This is a genomic window from Parahaliea aestuarii (genome assembly GCF_008064635.1).
Lineage (GTDB): Bacteria > Pseudomonadota > Gammaproteobacteria > Pseudomonadales > Halieaceae > Parahaliea > Parahaliea aestuarii.
On the sequence record NZ_VRYZ01000001.1, the window covers coordinates 82,692 to 100,005 of the forward strand.

Annotated in this window: 17 protein-coding genes; 5 read left to right on the forward strand and 12 right to left on the reverse strand. The window is 64.2% G+C overall.

Annotated elements, in window-relative coordinates; genetic code table 11:
* Window positions 1-142 precede the first annotated feature (142 nt).
* The 11 genes from FVW59_RS00350 to FVW59_RS00400 form a co-directional block, all read right to left on the reverse strand.
* Window positions 143-2,239: a putative bifunctional diguanylate cyclase/phosphodiesterase gene (locus FVW59_RS00350; RefSeq protein ID WP_148062265.1), complete on the reverse strand. Its 2,097-nt coding sequence runs from the start codon at window positions 2,237-2,239 to the stop codon at window positions 143-145.
* Between the two features lie 92 nt (window positions 2,240-2,331).
* Window positions 2,332-2,877, reverse strand: a complete 546-nt coding sequence (locus FVW59_RS00355) for a YdeI/OmpD-associated family protein (RefSeq protein ID WP_148062266.1) — start codon at window positions 2,875-2,877, stop codon at window positions 2,332-2,334.
* A gap of 36 nt (window positions 2,878-2,913) precedes the next feature.
* Window positions 2,914-3,408 carry a thioesterase family protein gene (locus FVW59_RS00360; RefSeq protein WP_187275691.1) on the reverse strand — a complete coding sequence of 165 codons (495 nt, stop codon included), beginning with the start codon at window positions 3,406-3,408 and terminating at the stop codon, window positions 2,914-2,916.
* An 86-nt stretch (window positions 3,409-3,494) separates the two neighbouring features.
* On the reverse strand, window positions 3,495-3,917 hold the full coding sequence (locus FVW59_RS00365; RefSeq protein ID WP_148062268.1) for a GFA family protein: 423 nt from the start codon (window positions 3,915-3,917) through the stop codon (window positions 3,495-3,497).
* Window positions 3,918-3,996: 79 nt separating this feature from the next.
* The gene (locus FVW59_RS00370; protein ID WP_148062269.1) at window positions 3,997-5,073 is read right to left on the reverse strand and encodes an MBL fold metallo-hydrolase; all 1,077 of its coding nucleotides are present in this window, start codon (window positions 5,071-5,073) and stop codon (window positions 3,997-3,999) included.
* A 105-nt stretch (window positions 5,074-5,178) separates the two neighbouring features.
* Complete coding sequence (locus FVW59_RS00375) at window positions 5,179-6,756, reverse strand: AMP-binding protein (RefSeq protein ID WP_148062270.1); 1,578 nt, start codon at window positions 6,754-6,756, stop codon at window positions 5,179-5,181.
* Between the two features lie 174 nt (window positions 6,757-6,930).
* Entirely contained in the window at window positions 6,931-7,890 is a 960-nt protein-coding gene (locus FVW59_RS00380; protein ID WP_148062271.1) for an alpha/beta hydrolase, read from the reverse strand.
* 116 nt (window positions 7,891-8,006) lie between these two features.
* On the reverse strand, window positions 8,007-9,113 hold the full coding sequence (locus FVW59_RS00385) for an ABC transporter permease (RefSeq protein WP_187275692.1): 1,107 nt from the start codon (window positions 9,111-9,113) through the stop codon (window positions 8,007-8,009).
* Complete coding sequence (locus FVW59_RS00390; RefSeq protein ID WP_148062273.1) at window positions 9,110-10,027, reverse strand: ABC transporter ATP-binding protein; 918 nt, start codon at window positions 10,025-10,027, stop codon at window positions 9,110-9,112. The genes FVW59_RS00385 and FVW59_RS00390 overlap by 4 nt, the downstream gene beginning before the upstream one ends.
* Window positions 10,024-11,016 (reverse strand): HlyD family secretion protein, encoded by a 993-nt coding sequence (locus tag FVW59_RS00395; RefSeq protein ID WP_148062274.1) that lies wholly within the window; start codon window positions 11,014-11,016, stop codon window positions 10,024-10,026. Before FVW59_RS00395 ends, FVW59_RS00390 begins: the two co-directional genes overlap by 4 nt.
* A gap of 90 nt (window positions 11,017-11,106) precedes the next feature.
* Window positions 11,107-12,231: a citrate/2-methylcitrate synthase gene (locus FVW59_RS00400; RefSeq protein WP_148062275.1), complete on the reverse strand. Its 1,125-nt coding sequence runs from the start codon at window positions 12,229-12,231 to the stop codon at window positions 11,107-11,109.
* Between the two features lie 108 nt (window positions 12,232-12,339).
* Here FVW59_RS00400 and FVW59_RS00405 point away from each other — a divergent pair, with 108 nt between their 5' ends.
* Window positions 12,340-13,230: a LysR family transcriptional regulator gene (locus tag FVW59_RS00405; protein ID WP_148062276.1), complete on the forward strand. Its 891-nt coding sequence runs from the start codon at window positions 12,340-12,342 to the stop codon at window positions 13,228-13,230.
* A gap of 8 nt (window positions 13,231-13,238) precedes the next feature.
* Here FVW59_RS00405 and FVW59_RS00410 read toward each other — a convergent pair whose 3' ends face one another.
* Window positions 13,239-13,682 (reverse strand): copper resistance protein NlpE, encoded by a 444-nt coding sequence (locus FVW59_RS00410; protein ID WP_148062277.1) that lies wholly within the window; start codon window positions 13,680-13,682, stop codon window positions 13,239-13,241.
* Window positions 13,683-13,738: 56 nt separating this feature from the next.
* Here FVW59_RS00410 and FVW59_RS00415 point away from each other — a divergent pair, with 56 nt between their 5' ends.
* From FVW59_RS00415 to FVW59_RS00430, 4 genes are all read left to right on the forward strand, one after another.
* A complete protein-coding gene (locus FVW59_RS00415; RefSeq protein WP_246139586.1) occupies window positions 13,739-14,125 on the forward strand; it encodes an MmcQ/YjbR family DNA-binding protein in 387 nt (128 codons plus the stop codon).
* Between the two features lie 46 nt (window positions 14,126-14,171).
* Window positions 14,172-14,783 carry a DJ-1/PfpI family protein gene (locus tag FVW59_RS00420; RefSeq protein ID WP_148062278.1) on the forward strand — a complete coding sequence of 204 codons (612 nt, stop codon included), beginning with the start codon at window positions 14,172-14,174 and terminating at the stop codon, window positions 14,781-14,783.
* A gap of 23 nt (window positions 14,784-14,806) precedes the next feature.
* Complete coding sequence (locus FVW59_RS00425) at window positions 14,807-16,414, forward strand: glycerol-3-phosphate dehydrogenase/oxidase (RefSeq protein WP_148062279.1); 1,608 nt, start codon at window positions 14,807-14,809, stop codon at window positions 16,412-16,414.
* Window positions 16,415-16,609: 195 nt separating this feature from the next.
* Window positions 16,610-17,161 carry a sulfatase-like hydrolase/transferase gene (locus FVW59_RS00430; protein ID WP_222711387.1) on the forward strand — a complete coding sequence of 184 codons (552 nt, stop codon included), beginning with the start codon at window positions 16,610-16,612 and terminating at the stop codon, window positions 17,159-17,161.
* The last annotated feature ends 153 nt before the right edge of the window (window positions 17,162-17,314 follow it).

Consider the following 17,314-nt stretch of genomic DNA (forward strand, 5'->3'; position numbering starts at 1 on the left):
TCAAAACGATGAGTTATGGGGTGTGTCGAACCCGTACTTACGGGGGCATTGGCGGTGATTCAGTCCGCGGCATTCTGTGTGCGCCGCTGGGGGTGGCCATGATAGCAGAGTGAATCGGGAAATGTGCGACGGCGAAAAAAATTCACATGGCGCCGGCCGAGCCAGCGCCGCGTTCGGCAGTAATCAGTCTGCCGATGTCAGCCGCCGGCAGGGGGCGGCTGTACAGGTAGCCCTGGTACTGCTGGCCCTTGAGCCGGCGGATGAAGTCCAGCTGTGCGTCGGTTTCCACCCCCTCTGCAACCACCTCCAGATCCAGCGAGTGGGCGAGCATGATCAGCGCCCGGACGATGGCGGCATCCTGGTGGTCGCTGGTGACACCGGCGGTGAACGAGCGGTCTACCTTGAGGCAGCGTATCGGGAAGCGCTTGAGCTGCGAAAGATTGGAATAGCCGGTGCCGAAGTCGTCAATGGACAGCGCAATGCCGAGGCTGTCGAGCTGGCGAAAAATGCGCAGCGCATTATCCGGGTCCTGCATGATCGCCGTTTCTGTGAGCTCGAATTCCAGCTGTTCGGGCGCCAGGCCGGTTTCCTCAAGGATGTGCCTTACCCGGGAGACAAAATCCTTTTCGTTCAGTTGCCGGGCCGAAAGATTGACGGCAACCGTCAGCTCCCCGAGGCCGGAGGTGCGCCAGCGCTCGAGCTGGCTACAGGCCTCGCGCAGCACCCATTCGCCGATGGGCACGATCAGGCCGGTGTCCTCGGCGATAGCGATGGCCTCCTCCGGGGGGACTTCACCCAGTTCCGTATCGGTCCAGCGCAACAGGGCTTCCACCCCGCGGGTGCGGCCGCTGTCGACATCCACTTTGGGCTGGTAGGCGAGCTTGAGGGAATTTTCCTCCAGCGCCAGTCGCAGGCGCTGCTCCAACTGGTTGCGACGATCCTGCATGGAGCGCATACCGTGTTCGTAGAATTGCAGCTTGTTGCGGCCGAGATCCTTGGCGCGGTACATGGCGGTATCGGCATGCACGATGAGCAGGTGTGCGCTGTCGCCGTGTTCGGGGTAGAGGCTGATACCGACGCTGCAGGAGGTGCGCACAATGTGCTGGTCTAATTGGAAAGGACTCTCCAGTGAACCGATGATGCGGCGCGCGAGCGTCGTGCTTTCCTCGCGGCTGGTGCCATTGCCGGTGACAATCAGGAATTCGTCGCCGCCCACCCGGGCGACGATGTCGTCATTGCGGGTGGAGGATTGCAGGCGTTTGCCGACCAGCTTGAGTAGCTGGTCGCCGGCGTGGTGTCCGAGGGAATCGTTGATGCTCTTGAAGCGATCCAGGTCGACAAACAGGACGGCAAACCCCGTATTCCTGTCGTCTGCCTGTACCAGGCCCGACTCGAGTCGCTGTTCCACGGCCAGTCGGTTGGGCATGCGGGTGAGTGGGTCCATCAGCGCCAGGCTGCGCAATTCCTGGTTGGCTTCCTGCAGGGAGTTGGCCAGTCGGGTCGTCTTGGAAACCAGGTGGCTGTCATAGACCGCCATCAGCATGGCGATCAGCAGGATGCCACTCGCGATACCGGCGATGGTGATGGCCATGTAATCGGGGGCGATGCCTGTTGTGCTGTGTGTCATGAACGGGGTGGTGTCGTAGATGGCGGCGGCCATCCCGGTGTAGTGCATGCCGGTAATGCCCACCGCCATCACCAGCGCGGCTATGCTGCGCAGCCACAGCGGGCTGCGCACACTGCCGTTCAGGTAGAAGGACAGCCACAGGGCCGCGGTGGAGGCGCCGATGGCAATGAGCACTGATACGCTGAACAGTGTGGGATCGTAGCCAGTGGGGGTGTGGCTGAGCATCGCCTCCATACCGAGGTAGTGCATCAGGCAGACGCCGGCGCCCATGGTGAGGCCGCCCACCGACAGGCGCCCCGTGGTCGGTGTCGGCGCGCAGACAATCAACAGGGCCAGCGCGGATGCCAGCATGGCTGCTAGCATCGATAGCAGGGTCAGCGACAGGTCGTACTGCATGTGGCCGCCGGTCTTCATTGCCAGCATGCCGATGAAGTGCATGGACCAGATACCGCCCCCCATGGCCAGTGCGCCGCCACACAGCCACACATAGCGCGCGGCTTTTTCCGCTGCGCGCAGTCGGCCCGCCAGGTCGAGGGCGGTGAGTGAGGTGAAGGCGGCCACAATGAAGGAAAGAGCCACCAGCCAGGGATCAAAACTCAGGAGAAACTGCATCGCGTTGTTTGGAAAGGCCAGTTTGCGGTGGGTGACAGGGGGTCATCCGCAGGGAAATCGGCCGTTCTGGCGATAACTTTAGGGTGGTGGTGCTATTTCGTTTCCGGGGCGCCGAGTGCCTTGCTGTAGAAACCCGATGTGTCGAAACAGCAGACCCGCTTTTTGCCCGAGGCCAGCATGTCGCAGGCATCGTGGACCCGTTTGGCCCGGGTGCTGGCCTGTTTCGCCGAGGTGATCCAGTGGATCCAGTCCACGCGGGCCAGGGTGGTCGTTGCGTCCCAGACGGCCTGCGCGGCGGGAGCTGCTAGCAGGGCCTGTTCAAGATCGGCGGGCAGTTCTGGCTCCGGCTCTTTCGGCACGGGCTGAATGGCGAGCGTCACTGTGTCCCCTGCCTGTGCTCCTGCGGCCTCGCGCAGGGCGTCGTCCACCAGCAGCCAGTGGCTCTTTTGGCCATCGGGCTCCAAGCGCGCCTGGAAGGGCTGCCCGTTCAGTGTACCCTCCACCGAGGTTCTTCCGCGCCGGGGCAGCGTGTCGCTGGCCGACTTGGGCAGGACAAGAAACGTCCAGCCGCCGGCGCCGGCCCTGGCCGGCCGCTGGAGTACCGCGGAGAAGCGGGATGGAGTTTTGGTCTTGGGCATGGTGTGACCTGTCAGGTGAGCGAGTGGTGTGGCTGTTCAGTGATTGTCACGCCAGAGATTGCCCGGTGGACGAATCCGGCTGCCCACACCCTGGGGTTGTGGCTGGGCCAGATGGTGGCTCACCACCGCCTGCAGCTGAGTATACATGGCCGGTGAAAACATGCAGGAGCGCCGCGCCGCCAGGTCGATGTGGATGTCCACCTGTTCAGCCGCCGCCGTGCGAAAGCCGCGGGTGAGATTGACCATCTCGTGGAAAAAATGCAGCCGCTTGGTATCTACTGCCAGCAGCCAGGAGCGGATTTCCAGTTCGTCATCGAGCGAGGCCTCGCGCTCATAGATCAAGTGACTTTCCAGTACTGCCTTGCCACAGCCCGTGGCCTGCACGTAGGCCTCACCCAGTCCCAGGGCTTCAGTGAAATTGACGTGTGCATCGTAGACGGCCAGGCCGTAGCGAGTGGCATTCATATGGCCGTTAATGTCGATCCATTCCGCGGGGACGCTGATCCGCAGGCCGATAAAGGGGGCTGCCATGGCAGGGTTGCGGTTGGCGGCGACGGCTGGGTTTTCCGTTTCAAGAGCTGTCTGGTTCATTGGCCTGGGCGTTATCAGCGTGAGTTCTATTCCTTGGCGAACTGGGCAAACACCTCTTCGCCGCTCAGGTTCCGGGTGTGCTGCGCAAAGTCATAATAGGCGGGCTTCTGGTCGATGAATATTTGCCCCGTCAGCTCCCAGTCTGCCTCGCTGTCCAGTAGACCGACTGGCAGTGCGTAGTGATCGCCTTCCTTCAGGCGGTAGAAGAGATGTGTCCCGCAATGACGGCAGAAACCACGTTCTGCCCATTCCGATGAACTGAATATGGAAATATGGTCATTGCCGTCGATGCTCACATCGCCCGCGCACTCCACCGCCAGCAGGGGGCCGCCGCCCCACTTGCGGCACATGTCGCAGTGGCAGGCCTCGATATGCTCGCTCTTGCTCGTGGCTGTTATGCTGACGGCGCCACAGAGGCAGCTGCCGCGATGCTGTAATGGATTTTGCATGACCTTCTCCCCGGTGGTGTTGGGTTTCAGCTTAGCCTAAATTTCCCCGGCTTGAAGCCGGGCGGGCTCGCCATACAGGCTAGTCGAACGCCGCGCCTTCCGGCAGCTGGCGATACCATTTCACCCCGTTTTCATCCATCTCGAAACTCGCCTGGCGCCGGTGTACCAGGCAGTTCAGGTTGGCCATGGTCTCGCCGGTGGCGAGGCCAAAGTTGTGGCCTTCCAGTTTGCGGTTGAACAGGGCGGGAAAGCAGTCGACGGCGCGGCGCGGCTCGCTCAGGTAGTCGTAGAGGGTGGCCAGGTCGCGCTTGTGCGATTCGATGATCTGGGTGAGGCGGGTGTGCAGGCCGTAGAAGGGCGCCTCGTGGGCCGGCAGCACCAGCAGGTCGTCGGGCAGCAGGGAACGGATGCGGTTGCAGGAGTCCAGCCACTCGGAGATCGGGTCGCCGTGGGGCTCGGTGGGAAAGACACTGACGTTGGGCGTGATCTTCGGCAGTACCTGGTCGCCGGAGATCAGCAGCTTCAGGCCCGGGCAGTAGAGGCAGGCGTGCTCGGGTGAGTGGCCGCTGCCGACGATCACCTGCCAGTAGCGGTCGCCGATGGTCAGGGTTTCGCGGTCGGTAAGGCGCCGGTAGCTGTCGGGCAGGGTGTATACGGCCTTGCCGAAACCGCCGAACTTTTCCCGGTAGCTCTGTAACTGCTCTTCGTTGTAACCGGCTTCGCGGTAGAAGCGAATGGCCACTTCCGGCGCCGGGCGGCCGGTGTCGCCGACCATGGCGCGGCACATCAGGAATTCGTCGCGGGTCATCCACAGTTCGCAGCCGAAGCGCTCCAGCAGCCAGCCGGCCAGGCCGATGTGGTCGGGGTGCATGTGGGTGACGATGACGCGGGTGACCGGCTTGCCGGCCATGAAGCCGCTGAACAGCTGCTCCCATATTTTCTGGCTGTCGGGCAGGTTGAGGCAGGTGTCCACCACCGTCCAGCCATCGCCGTCTTCCAGCAGCCAGATATTGATGTGATCCAGCGACATCGGCATGGGGAAGCGCGCCCAGTACACACCGGGGGCGATTTCCTCGGGCTGGCCGGGGGCGGGGTTGGCTTTGCGGCCGTAGGGGTAGGTCAGGCCGCGAAAGGTTTCGCTGGGGTCGTTGAGCATGGTGGGATCCGCTGGGTACAGAGGCGGATATGGTGGGGGCTGGGGCCGGAGCTGTCCAGTCCGGGGCCCCTCCGCGCCCTGTTTCCCCAGTGGTTGTGTACCTATTCAGCCCACGCCGCGGTCCGAACCCTGCCAGTAGCTGGCGCGCACCGCCTTCTTGTCGGGCTTGCCCACCGGGGTCAGGGGAATGCTGGCCACGTAGTCGATACTCTTGGGGGCCTGCACCGAACCCTTGGCATCTTTCACCAACCCGATCAGCGCCGCACTCAGTTCGTCGGAGGCCTGCTGGTCGGGTTTCAGCACCACTACGGCCTTCACCGCCTCGCCCCAGCGCTCGTCGGGCACGCCGATGACCACGACCTGGGCCACCGCCGCGTGGGTGCTGAGTACATCCTCCACTTCCCGCGGATAGACGTTGAAGCCGCCGGTGACAATCATGTCCTTGGTGCGGTCGACAATGTAGAGAAAACCGTCCTCGTCCAGGCGGCCGACATCACCGGTGTGCAGCCAGCCGCCGGCAAAGGCCTCGGCGGTCTGTTCCGGCATGTCCTTGTAGCCCTTCATCAGCAGGGGGCCGCGCACGCAGATTTCACCGGGCTCGCCCGGTGCGACGGCCTTGCCTTCGCCATCCAGCAGGGCCATGTGGACCCAGGGCGAGGGCCGGCCGCAGGAGGCCAGCCGCTCCGGTTTGGACAGGTCGTGCTCTGCCTTGCGCATGTTGGCGATCACCATCGGCGCCTCGGACTGGCCGAAGAACTGGTAGAACACCTGCCCCCATTTCTCGATGCCCTCTTTGAGCCGCGCTGGGCTCATCGGCGAGGCGCCGTAGAAGATGGTTTCCATGCTGCTCATGTCGGCCGTGGCGGAGCGCGGGGAATCCAGCAGGAAGTAGAGCATGACCGGCACCAGCATGGTGGCGGTGATGCGGTGCTGTTCCACCATGTTGAAGAATTCATCCGGGCTGAAGCCCTGCATCACGTAAAACGCGCCACCTTTCTGCAGGACCGGGATCAGGAAGGCCGCGGCGGCGTGGGACAGGGGGGTGGCGATCAGCATGCGCAGTTCCCCGGGGAACTCCCACTCCGCCATCTGGATCTGGGTCATGTAGGCAGTGGTGCGATAGGCGCTCATCACGCCCTTGGGTTTGCCGGTGGTGCCGCCGGTGAAGTTGACGGAGGCGGTGTCCTCCGGAGCGATATCCGGCACCACCAGTGGTTGCGGCTGGAAACTGGCGGCCAGGGCCAGGTAATCCTCGCCGGATTCCGAGGGGCCGAAGGACAGCAGTTTGAGCGCGGGAATGCGCGCTTTTAGTGCCGCGGCTACCTGCTCGAAGGCGCCGGGATCGAATATCAGGGCGTCAATTTCCGCCGCTTCCAGCACATAGGCGTGGTCGTCCAGGGAGCCCAGCGGGTGCAGGGGGGTGCCGATGCAGCCCGCCAGTTGCATGGCGGCGATATTGGACAGCACCTCGGGGCGGTTGGTGGAGATCACTGCGATGCGGCTGCCCTTGTCCAGCCCGCTGGCGCGCAGCGCCTGGATCAGCTGGCTGGTCTGTTCGCGCATTTCGCGATAGCTGGCCACCTTGTCGCCCAGAAACAGGCAGGGTTCGTCATTGTAGCGGTTCAGGCCTTCCACCAGCAGGTGGGGCATCAGTGGCGGGTGGTAGAGGGCATCTTGGCTCATGGTATCTCCCCGTTTTGTTATGACCGGTGTGGTGCCGGAGCGGCACGCAGGGCTTGTGGGATGATTCTAGGGCTGGGCGGTGGGCGCTGACAGGTACAAAAAGGCCAAGATTCAGTGGTCTATGGTCACACATCCGCCGCCTTGCCAGGGGGCGAGGCGGCGGATGTGTATGCGTCAGCCGCTCTGGTCGACACCCAGCCCCCTGCGCAGCACCGCCAGGGTATCGGCCAGTTCGCGCTGGTGAATGGCGGTGTGGGCGAACACGCTGGAGCCGTGGAAGGTGCCGGGGTAGTTGTGCAGTTCACAGGGCACCCCCGCCGCCAGCAGGCGCATACCGTACTGCAGGCCCTCGTCCCGCAGGGGGTCGAATTCCATGGTGGTGATGTAGGCGGGTGGCAGGCCGGCGAGGTCGCTGGCGCGGGCCGGGGCGGCGTAGGCCGGGACATTGTCAGCGCCTGCATTGAGGCTATCACCGAGGTAGAACTTCCAGCTCAGAGCCGCTTTGCCGCTGTCCCAGCAGGGGGTGTCAGAGAACTGCACCATGCTGGGCGTGTCCAGCCGGTCGTCCAGCACCGGAATGCCCAGGAACTGGAAGCACAGGGCCGGGCCTTTCTCGTCGCGGGCGCGCAGGGCACAGGCCGCGGCCAGGCAGCCGCCGGCACTCTGCCCGCCGATCCCCAGGCGCTGTGGGTCGATGCCCAGCCCGGCGGCGTTGGCGGCGGTCCACTGCAGGGCGGCGTAGCAGTCGTCCTGGGGGCCGGGGTAGGCGGTCTCCGGTGACAGGCGGTAGTCCACGGACACGACAACAATACCCAGTGCCCGGCACAGGTTCACGCAGATGCCGTGTTCGCTGTCGAGGTTGCCCAGCACGAAACCACCGCCGTGGATATAGACCAGGCCGGGAACCGGGCCGTCGGCAGCGGCCGGCCGGTACACGCGGACAGCCACCTCCGGGGCGCCGTTCAGGCCCGGCGCGGCGCGGTCCGAGATGTCCACGCCGCTGGTATCGAGGTCGGCGATCAGGGCCGCAGTGGCACCGGCGAAGGCGGCGCGGGCGGCGGCCGGATCGGCCACGTCGACCGGCGGCATGAATTCCAGCAGGGCGGCAATTTCGGGGTCGAAGTTGTAGCTCATAGTGTTGGCCTTGTTCTGGTCAGTTGCGCAGAGCGACAGCATATCCGCTGGAGGAGCGATACGCAGCGCCGCAGGTACAACAATGGATACCTGCCGTGGTGCAATTGCGGGGGCGGTCAGTCCAGGCGCTTGTTGAAGCGCGCGGTGGCCACCAGCAGGACGACGAGGGTAAAGGTACAGAGCCAGAGGATGTCCCCGCTGAGCTGGTGCAGCTCGGCGCCGCGCAGCACCACTGCGCGCACCAGTCGCACGTAGTGGGTGGCCGGCAGCGCCTCGGCAATCCACTGGGCCACTTCCGGCATGGCATCGTAGGGAAACATAAAGCCGCTGAGCAGGATCGAGGGCAGCAGGATGAATACCGTGAGCTGCATGGCCTGTAACTGGGTGCGGGCGATGGTGGACAGCAGCAGGCCCAGGGTCAGGCTGGCGGCGATAAAACTGAGGGTGGCGATCGCCAGGGTGCCGAGTCCGCCGGCGAAGGGGACGGCGAAGATGACATGGCCGAGGCCGAGGATGATCACCACCTGCACCAGGCCCACCAGGGTGTAGGGCACCAGTTTGCCCACCATCAGCTCCAGCGGGTGAATGGGGGTGGTGATCAGCAGCTCCATGTTGCCCAGCTCGCGCTCCCGCACCAGCGCCAGTGAGGTGAACAGGATCATGGTCATGGTCAGCACAATGGCGGTGAGCCCGGGTACGATATTGACGGCCGAGCGCCGTTCCGGGTTGAAGAACAGGCTCACTTCGAAGCTGGGTTCGCTGGCCTGGTAGGCGCCCGCGGGTGCCCCTGCATCCAGCCTCAGGGGCATGTTGCGCAATCCCAGCAGCACCTGGCTGACGGTGGTGTCCGAGCCATCCACCAGCCACTGGCCCACGGTAGCGCCGCTGGCGATACGGCGCGCCAGGTCGCGGGGGAAAATCAGCGCCGCCCGCACTTCGCCGGCGATTACCGCCGCTTCGGCCTGCTGGGGCGTGGGCAGGTAACTGACGATGTCCACCACCTGGTTCACCCGCACCTGCTCGATAATTACCCGCGCCGCCGCGCTGCCGCTGAGGTCGACCACAGCGATGGGGATATTGCGTACCATGGTGTTGATGGCGTAGCCAAACAGCAGTAACTGCACCAGCGGGATCATCACGATCATGCCGAAGGTCATGCGGTCCCGCGCCAGTTGCAGAAACTCCTTGTGCGCCACAGCGAGGATGCGTCCGAGGCTGTTCACCGGCGCTCTCCGGCCGTGGCCGCCATAAACACGTCCTCCAGGTTGGGCCGTGCCAGCTGGCATGTCTGGTGCTGTGCAGCGGCCTGCAATCGATCCAGCGGTGCCGTCGTCTCCTCGTCGAACAACACGCGCAGGCGGCTGCCCTGCTGGGCGGCCGAGACCACGTCGGGGCGCGCCATCAGCTGTTCGCGCAATGCGCGCAGACCGCTGCCGCTGACCTCTACCACCCGCCCTTCCAGTGCAGCCATCAGGGCCTGGGGGCTGTCGTCGCGACGCACTTTGCCGCGCTCCAGGATGGCCAGTCGATGGCAGCGCTCCGCCTCGTCCATGTAGTGGGTGGAGACCAGGATGGTGGTGCCCGCCTCGCTGAGGTCGAACAGCTTCTCCCAGAAATCGCGGCGGTTCTGCGGATCTACCGCGGAAGTGGGCTCATCCAGGAACAGCAGCGTGGGGCGGTGCAGGGTGGCGACTGCCAGCGCCACCCGCTGGCGCTGGCCACCGCTCATGGCATGCAGCTGGCGATCGCGCAGTTCAGTGAGGCCGAACTGTTGCAGCACCTCGTCAATCCGCTGCCGTCGCTGCCCGTGCGCCAGGCCGTAGACGCGGGCCATGAAGCGCAGGTTTTCCAGGGTAGTGAGATCGGTGTAGAGGGAGAATTTCTGCGTCATGTAGCCGATTTCCAGGCGCAGCTTTTCCGCCTCGGCGGGAATCGATCGGCCGAGTACCGCTACCTCGCCTTCACTTGGCGTGAGCAGTCCGCAGAGCATCCGGATGGCGGTGGTCTTGCCCGATCCGTTGGGGCCGAGAAAACCAAAGATTCTGCCCTTCTCCACGCTCAGGTCAATGTGATCGACGGCGGTGAGCTCGCCAAACCGGCGGGTCAGCCCGCGGGCCGTGATGGCGAGTTCCGTCACTGGCCGTTGCCGCCGTCGTCGAGCAGTACCTGCACCGGCACGCCGGTGGGCAATTCACTGCCGTCGATCAGGTCGAACTCGGCGAGGTACACCAGCCGTGAGCGGTCGCTGGCGTTGAGGGCGTAGTAGGGGGTGAAGGCGGGTTCGGTAGCGATCCAGCGCAAGCGACCCCTGAAGTCGCGATCGATACCGTCCACCCGTACCGTTAACTCGGTGCCGGCGCGCAGGCGGGCGCGGTGCTTTTCCGGCACGTAGACGCGGGCGAAGGGACTGTTATTGGCGAGCATGATAGCGAGGGTGGCGCCCGCCGGCACGCGTTCACCGACGTTCCAGGGCAGGCTGTCCAGCCAGGCGTCGCGGGTGGCGGTGACGCTGAGTTCCTCCAGGTGTCGCTCTTCCAGCGCCAGCTGTGCGAGGGCAGCCTCCAGCTCCGCCGCACCCTGTTCGAGTTGTTCCGGACGGGTGCCATTGGTGAGCCGCAGCAACTGTTCGCGGGCGGCGCTCAGCGCGGCCTCGGCGGCATCGCGGTTGGCCAGGGCGGAATCCAGGGTCGCCGTGGCGGCCAGTTTCTGCTGCACCAGCTTGCGGGCGCGCTGGTAGTTGGCCTCGGCGTCCACCAGGGTGGCGCGGGCGCCGGACACCTGGGCGCTGGCGGCGGCGATGTCTTCCTTGCGGGCGCCGTTGCGCAGTTCAGTCATGCGCGCCGCAGCGCGGCTGGCTTCGGCCCGGGAGCGTGCCACCACCGCCTGCTGGTTGCGCGTGTCGAGTTGCACCAGCAATTGCCCGGCGCGAACCGGCTGGCCTTCCCGCTGCGGCTGGTCGGTGATGATTTCGCTGGCGGTGGCGCGCAGGATGATACGGTCCCGCTCGAGGGTGCCCAGGGCCTGGCTCGGCTCGCCCTGGCCACAGGCGCCGAGCAGGAGAGTGAGCAGCGCCAGCGACAGCGGGGCAAAGCTCGGGCGCAGGCGAGCGCGAGGGTGGCGTTGCATGCGACAACTCCGGCGGAATGTCCCCGGAGTTATAACACCCCCTGTGCAGCGTGCAAGCCGGCCCGCACTTTGGGGGCGCGGGCTGGGCGCTTATTCCCCGGCGTGGCTGCCGGCCGCTACATAGCGCGCCCGCGGGCGGATCAGGCGGCTGTCGCGGCGGAACTCCAGGAAGTGGGCGATATAGCCGTAGACCCGGGCCATGGCGAACATGGCGGTGAAAAAGTGGCTGGGGATACCGAGGCTGTGGAACACGGCCCCTTTGTAGAACTCCACGTTGGCCCAGATTTCCTTGTCCCGTTTGGCGAACTCTGTCTGGCAGGCCTGCTCCACCGCGATCAGGGTATCCAGCAGCCTGCGGCTGTCGGGGTCGTGGCACAGCGCCATCGCCATCGGCTTGAGCAGTTTGGCGCGCGGATCCACGGTGCGGTACTCGCGGTGGCCCATGCCCATGATTTTGGTCTTCTCGGCCAGGCACCGGGCGACATAAGCCGCGGCCTTTTCCGGTGCGCCGATGGCCTGGGCCATTTCCAGCGCCGCCTGGTCGGCGCCACCGTGCAGGCGGCCGTAGAGAGTGCCGATGGACGCGGAAATCACACTCTGGATCGGGGCCAGGGTGCTGGCGCAGACGCGCCCGGCGAAGGTGCCTGCGTTAAAGCTGTGCTCCATCTGCAGAATCTGTGTGGCGTCCAGGATCTTCACGGCGTCGCCATCGGGCACCTGCCCGTGCAGGCGGGTGAGAAAGTTGGCGTGGAAGTTGTCGTCCGGGCCGCCGCCGAGGGGCGCCAGGCCCTGCTCGGCCCGGTACCAGGCGGCGATCAGGCCGGACAGCTTGGCCGCCAGTACCAGACCCTGCTCGGCCTCCAGGCCCAGGCCCAGCGTCTCTTCGGTGGGCAGTTCGATCAGCGGCACCATGCCCTGCAAGACCAGCATGGGGTGCAGGTGGCGCGGCAGGCGCTTGAGGATACCGCGCTCTTCCTGGGTCAGCGCGGCGTGCGCGCAGAGGAAACGGTTCAGCTGCAGCTGCCGGGCGGCATCGGCGTCGCTGCCGAACAGCACCAGCCAGGCGACGTTGGCAAAGGGCCGCTGCACCAGTTCATTGATGTCGACGCCGCGGTAGGACAGGCGACCGAGGTCGCCCTCCACATTGGAGATGGCGGTTTCTCCCACCACCACGCCGGCGAGGTCAAAGGATTCCAGGGGCTTGCTTGCGGTCATTGTTGTGTCTCCACTGTGGCCGGGACTGTGATTTGCGGCGGCCAGTATAAATTTCGCCTTTCAATCAGTAGAGTTAAACAATCTTATTTTCTGATAAGTGAGACTGATATGCGCCTGGAGAACAGTGAGCTCCGCGCCTTCCGTGCGGTGGTGGAACAGGGCGGCTTCCGTCGCGCCGCGGAGGCACTGCACCTGAGCCAGTCGGCGGTGAGCCAGGCGGTGGCCGGGCTGGAGGCGAAGCTGGGCCTGCCCCTGGTCCAGCGGGGTAAAAACCTGGGTCTCAGCGACGCCGGGCGCCGGGTGTTTGATCACGCGGTGGAGGTGCTGGGGCGGGAGCAGCAAACGCTGGAGGACATCGCGCGCCTGCGCAACGGCGCCCGCGAGCGCCTGAGCCTGGCGATCAGCGGCGCCATCAATTACTTCCACGCGCAGGAGTTAATAAGTGCTTACTATGCGCAAAACCCTGCCGTCACCATGCATGTTCAGGAGCTGCCCAGCCGGAGCATGATCTACGCCGTACTCGGCGGGCAGGTGGAACTGGGCCTGGGGCCCTTCCAGAAACAGATGTCGGCCTTTCACACCGTGCCGCTCTACGAAGACACCCGGCACCTGGTGGTCGGCCCCCGCCACCCGGCCTTCGAGGCCATGATTGCCGGTGACGCGGCGGCTATCCGGCGCACGCCCCTGATCGCCTCGGCCCTGGACAATCCGGAAATGCGCCCTTCCATCCAGCGTCTGCGCGACCAGTTCAGCGCGGTGTGGGAAGTCAGCAGCCTGTCCCTGCGCATCCACATGGTGGAACAGGGCATGGGGGTGACCTTCCTCGACCGCCGCCTGCTCAAGGAGCACCCGCGCTGTCGCGAGCTGCACATCATGGACGACCTGTCCTTCGGCCGCATCGACAAGCGGGTGGGCCTCTACTATCGCGCCAATCTCGCCCTCAGTTCCGCTGCGCGTGATTTCATTGCATTGTGCGAGGCGCACTGGCGGGCAGGATGAAGCGGCTGTCAGCGCTGCCCGGTCGCAGCGTCGGCGACTTTGGCCAGCACGTAGTGCGGCGCGAGATCCCCGGTAATACGGGAGCCGTCCCGGGCCAGGTGGATGAGCTGGTTTTCACCCACGAAGTACTGCACTGGCGACGGACCTTCGAGCGTGATGGTGTTTCCCGCCTCGTTCCAGGTGAAGTTTCCCTGCTCCGAGAAAGGCGCATTGCTTTTGCCCAGGTACTTCGAGCTGCTGCTGTAGGTTCCGTCGTCCAACAGAACAATCACGGTCTCTATGCCCTCGCAGTCGGCGCAGGGCAGGACTCCGCGATAGGTGCCGGCCCAGTCGAGGGCGTTACGGGCGTTGTGCGCGGGGTCGGGATTGGCGGTGATTGTAGCGGCAGGGGGCGTCGAACACCCGGCAATGGCCAGGGCTGCGACCAGAATGAAAACGCGATGTGCTCTCATGACGTGTGATCCTTTCCATTTACACCCGGGTATTCTAGCCTGTAGCGGCACTTTTTATGGATAAGCCGGACCATGGCGTGACCTACGACGCGTTCAACGCCTTTTGTGGCAACCTGCCGGCCACAACCTACACGGTGCAATGGGGGCATTCCCATGTGTGGAAAGTCGGTGGGAAAGTTTTCGCCATCGGCGGCTGGAGCAAGCTGCAAAGGCCGGCCTTTACTTTCAAGACCTCGGAGCTCAACTACGACATCCTGAAGGACGAACCGGGCTACCGCCCGGCGCCTTACCTGGCCTCTCGCGGCATGAAATGGATACAGCAGTACGACACCACGGCGGGGGGCGACGAAGCGCTCAGGTACTACCTGGCGGAGTCCCACCGCATCGTATCGCTGGGCCTCTCCAGGAAGCGGCAGCGGGAGCTGGGCCTTAACCAGGGATAGGCCTCACGTCACAGGCGCGGTTGGCAAATACAGGAGTGACAGCGCATTGAATATCGGTATTTTCATCTACGAGCACGCGGAGGTGCTGGATTTTTCCGGGCCATTTGAAGTCTTCGCCACCGCCAACCGGCTGCGCGGTGGCGAAGGCCGCTTCAATTGCTTTCTGGTCGCGGAGACGACGGCGGCGGTGAGTGCCCGGGCCGGGTACAGTGTCAACCCGCACTTCGGCTTTGCCGATCACCCGGCCCTCGATGTGCTGATCGTGTCGGGCGGCATTCACAGCGCGGAGCTGCACAAGCGGCCGGTCATCGACTGGATCACCACCGTGGCCGACCGTGCCACCATTGTCGCGTCGGTGTGTACGGGCGCCTTCCTGATCGCCGAAGCGGGGCTGTTGTCCGGCCGGCAGGCAACCACGCACTGGGAGGATATCGCGGACCTGCGCAGCAGCTACCCGGATGTCGAGGTGTTGGAGGAGAGGCGCTGGGTGGACGAGGGCGGTGTGGTCAGCTCGGGCGGTATCTCCGCGGGCATCGATATGAGCCTGCACCTGGTTGAGCGCCTTGCTGGCCGGGATCTTGCAGAGAGAACCGCAAGGCAGATGGAGTTCGACTGGCGCGACAACCGCCAGGTAAGCAGCCAGGTGGCCGCAAAGTAGCAGTCCGGCATCGGAGGGATGGAGTGGCAGTCAGTCTTCGCAACAGCAATGTAGCCAGGCTCAAGGCGCAGGAATTCGACGTGCTGATTGTCGGCGGGGGCATTAACGGCGCTGTCTCTGCCGCGGCGCTCGCGGGCCGCGGGGTGAAGGTGGCCCTGATCGATCGCGGCGATTTTGCCGGCGGGGTCAGCTCCAATTCCTCCAACCTCGCCTGGGGCGGCATCAAATACCTGGAGAGCCACGAGTACCTGCTGGTCAACAAGCTGTGCAGGTCGCGCAATAAACTGATGCGGGCCTACCCCTCCACGGTGAAGGAGATCCGCTTCTTTACCACCATCCAGAAGGGCTTCCGCTTCTGGTCCTTCTTCGTCTTTCTCGGCAGCGTACTGTACTGGCTGATGGGGCGCTGCGTGACTAAGGCCCCGCGCTACCTTACCGCCCGCTATATTGAGGAGCAGGAGCCGGAAATCAATACCGAAAACGCGGCCGGCGGGCTGGAGTACAGCGACTGCTACCTCTACGACAACGATTCGCGCTTTGTTTTCAATTTCATTCGCAAGAGCCTGAATTACGGCTGCGTGGTGGCCAATTACGTTTCCGCCGACAGCTCTGTCTTTGCGGGCGGCGAGTGGAGCACCCAGGCGTGCGACCAGGAAAGTGGCGAGGCCTTCACCATTCGATCGAAGGTACTGATCAACGCCGGCGGCCCCTGGGTGGACGAAAACAACCGGCGCGACGGTATCAGCACCCGCCACAGCCACCTGTTCTCCAAGGGCATTCACCTGATTGTCGATCGCATCACCGACAACCAGCGGGTGCTGACCTTCTTCGCCAGCGATGGCCGGCTGTTTTTTCTCATTCCAATGGGCCCGAAAACCTGCATCGGGACAACAGACACGCAGGTCGATAGCCCGGAGGTGGAAGTCACCGACGAAGACCGCGACTTTGTGCTGGCCAATGCCAACGCCCTGCTGGATTTGCCGCGTCCGTTGACGCGCAGCGACATCATCGCCGAGCGGGTCGGCGTGCGGCCGCTGGCAGTCGAGGGCGGTGATGGCAAGGCGGACTGGGTGCAGCTGTCGCGCAAACACGAGATTGAGTGTGACAAGAGCCGGCGCCACCTCAGCATCTTTGGCGGCAAACTCACCGACTGCCTCAATGTCGGCGACGAGGTCACGGAGTGGGTGGCGTCCCTCGGTGTGCATGTGCCCAGCCCCGGGCATCGCTGGTACGGCGAACCCGGCAAAGAACTGCGCGATGAGTTCATGTTGCAGGCGCAATTGATGGAACTCGATGCCCTCACTGACCCCAGTTCGCCGGAACCTCTGTCCGAGCGCTTCTGGCGCCGCTACGGCGAAGCGGCTTTCGGCCTGCTGGAGGATATTCGCGAAGACCCGTCCCGGGCGAAGCTGCTGATTCGGCGGGCGGAGTACACCCGCTGCGAAATCGAGCTGGCGGCACGGCGCGAGATGATCGTCAAACTGGAGGATTTCATGCGCCGGCGCTCCAAGATAGAACTGGTGGTGCGGCGGGAAGAGATCCTCGACGCGCCGGGCCTGCATGAGGCCTGCGCCATCCTGTTCGGAGAGCGCGGTGAGGAAAAGCTGGCGGAGTATCTGTCCAGCCTGTGAGTGACAGGCAGGGCCGTACTTCCTGTTACGGGGGCGAATGCGCTTGTGGGCGACGCGCAACGTGTGATAATTTATGTAAACGTTTACATGTCGGTGTAGTGGTGTGTAAACGAATGGCGGTTTTCCCGGGCCGAAAGGCCCGGGAGTTTTTTCTATCCCGGCGATTGCGCCGCAATAATAACGACAGGTACTACAGTGCAAAAACTTGTGCGGACCTTTATCTGCCTGCTGTTGATGCCGGTGTTCCCGGCCCTCGCCCAGGTCGCGGCTACGCCACCGAATATCGTCTTCATCTTCGCCGATGACCTCGGCTACGGCGATCTCAGCAGCTTTGGCTCCACCACGATAGACACGCCGCGTATCGATTCGCTGGCGCAGGACGGTATTCGCCTCACCGATTTCTACGCCGCCTCGCCAGTGTGCTCGCCCTCCCGGGCCAGCCTGCTGACCGGGCGCTACGCTTCCCGCATGGGTATCAGGCACGTGTTTATGGATGATTCACCGGACGGCATGCCGCCTTCGGAAATCACCCTTGCGGAGCACCTGCAGGCAGCGGGTTACCGGACCGGACTGGTGGGGAAGTGGCACCTGGGCCACCGCGAACCCTTCATGCCCTGGAACCAGGGTTTCGACGAGTTTCACGGTGTGCCCTACAGCAACGACATGGGGAACTTCTTTTTCTACCACAACCGTGAAATGGACCGGACTGGCGCAATCCCTGGATGGCCCCTTCTTACCCTGTTTTAAGATTATTTTGTGTTAAAAAGCACATTGCTTAGACAAGTCCTGCTTTTGATGCCCTGTCGCGGCGCTGCCGGAGCTCTCTTCGCCGGCGGCCCGCCGGTTTCATTGCGATCCCCGCTGGGGGATACTTTGACAGGATCGACGGGGGCTCTGGGT

Bases quoted from the DNA above. Each gene is read 5' to 3' on its own strand.
- FVW59_RS00380 (WP_148062271.1), bottom strand. From the start codon at position 7,890: ATGAGCTACAACTTCGACCCCGAAATTGCCGCCCTGCTGGAATTCATG.
- FVW59_RS00350 (WP_148062265.1), bottom strand. From the start codon at position 2,239: ATGCAGTTTCTCCTGAGTTTTGATCCCTGGCTGGTGGCTCTTTCCTTC.
- FVW59_RS00400 (WP_148062275.1), bottom strand. From the start codon at position 12,231: ATGACCGCAAGCAAGCCCCTGGAATCCTTTGACCTCGCCGGCGTGGTG.
- FVW59_RS00370 (WP_148062269.1), bottom strand. From the start codon at position 5,073: ATGCTCAACGACCCCAGCGAAACCTTTCGCGGCCTGACCTACCCCTAC.
- FVW59_RS00410 (WP_148062277.1), bottom strand. From the start codon at position 13,682: ATGAGAGCACATCGCGTTTTCATTCTGGTCGCAGCCCTGGCCATTGCC.
- FVW59_RS00360 (WP_187275691.1), bottom strand. From the start codon at position 3,408: ATGGCAGCCCCCTTTATCGGCCTGCGGATCAGCGTCCCCGCGGAATGG.
- FVW59_RS00415 (WP_246139586.1), top strand. From the start codon at position 13,739: ATGGATAAGCCGGACCATGGCGTGACCTACGACGCGTTCAACGCCTTT.
- FVW59_RS00405 (WP_148062276.1), top strand. From the start codon at position 12,340: ATGCGCCTGGAGAACAGTGAGCTCCGCGCCTTCCGTGCGGTGGTGGAA.
- FVW59_RS00365 (WP_148062268.1), bottom strand. From the start codon at position 3,917: ATGCAAAATCCATTACAGCATCGCGGCAGCTGCCTCTGTGGCGCCGTC.
- FVW59_RS00355 (WP_148062266.1), bottom strand. From the start codon at position 2,877: ATGCCCAAGACCAAAACTCCATCCCGCTTCTCCGCGGTACTCCAGCGG.
- FVW59_RS00395 (WP_148062274.1), bottom strand. From the start codon at position 11,016: ATGCAACGCCACCCTCGCGCTCGCCTGCGCCCGAGCTTTGCCCCGCTG.
- FVW59_RS00375 (WP_148062270.1), bottom strand. From the start codon at position 6,756: ATGAGCCAAGATGCCCTCTACCACCCGCCACTGATGCCCCACCTGCTG.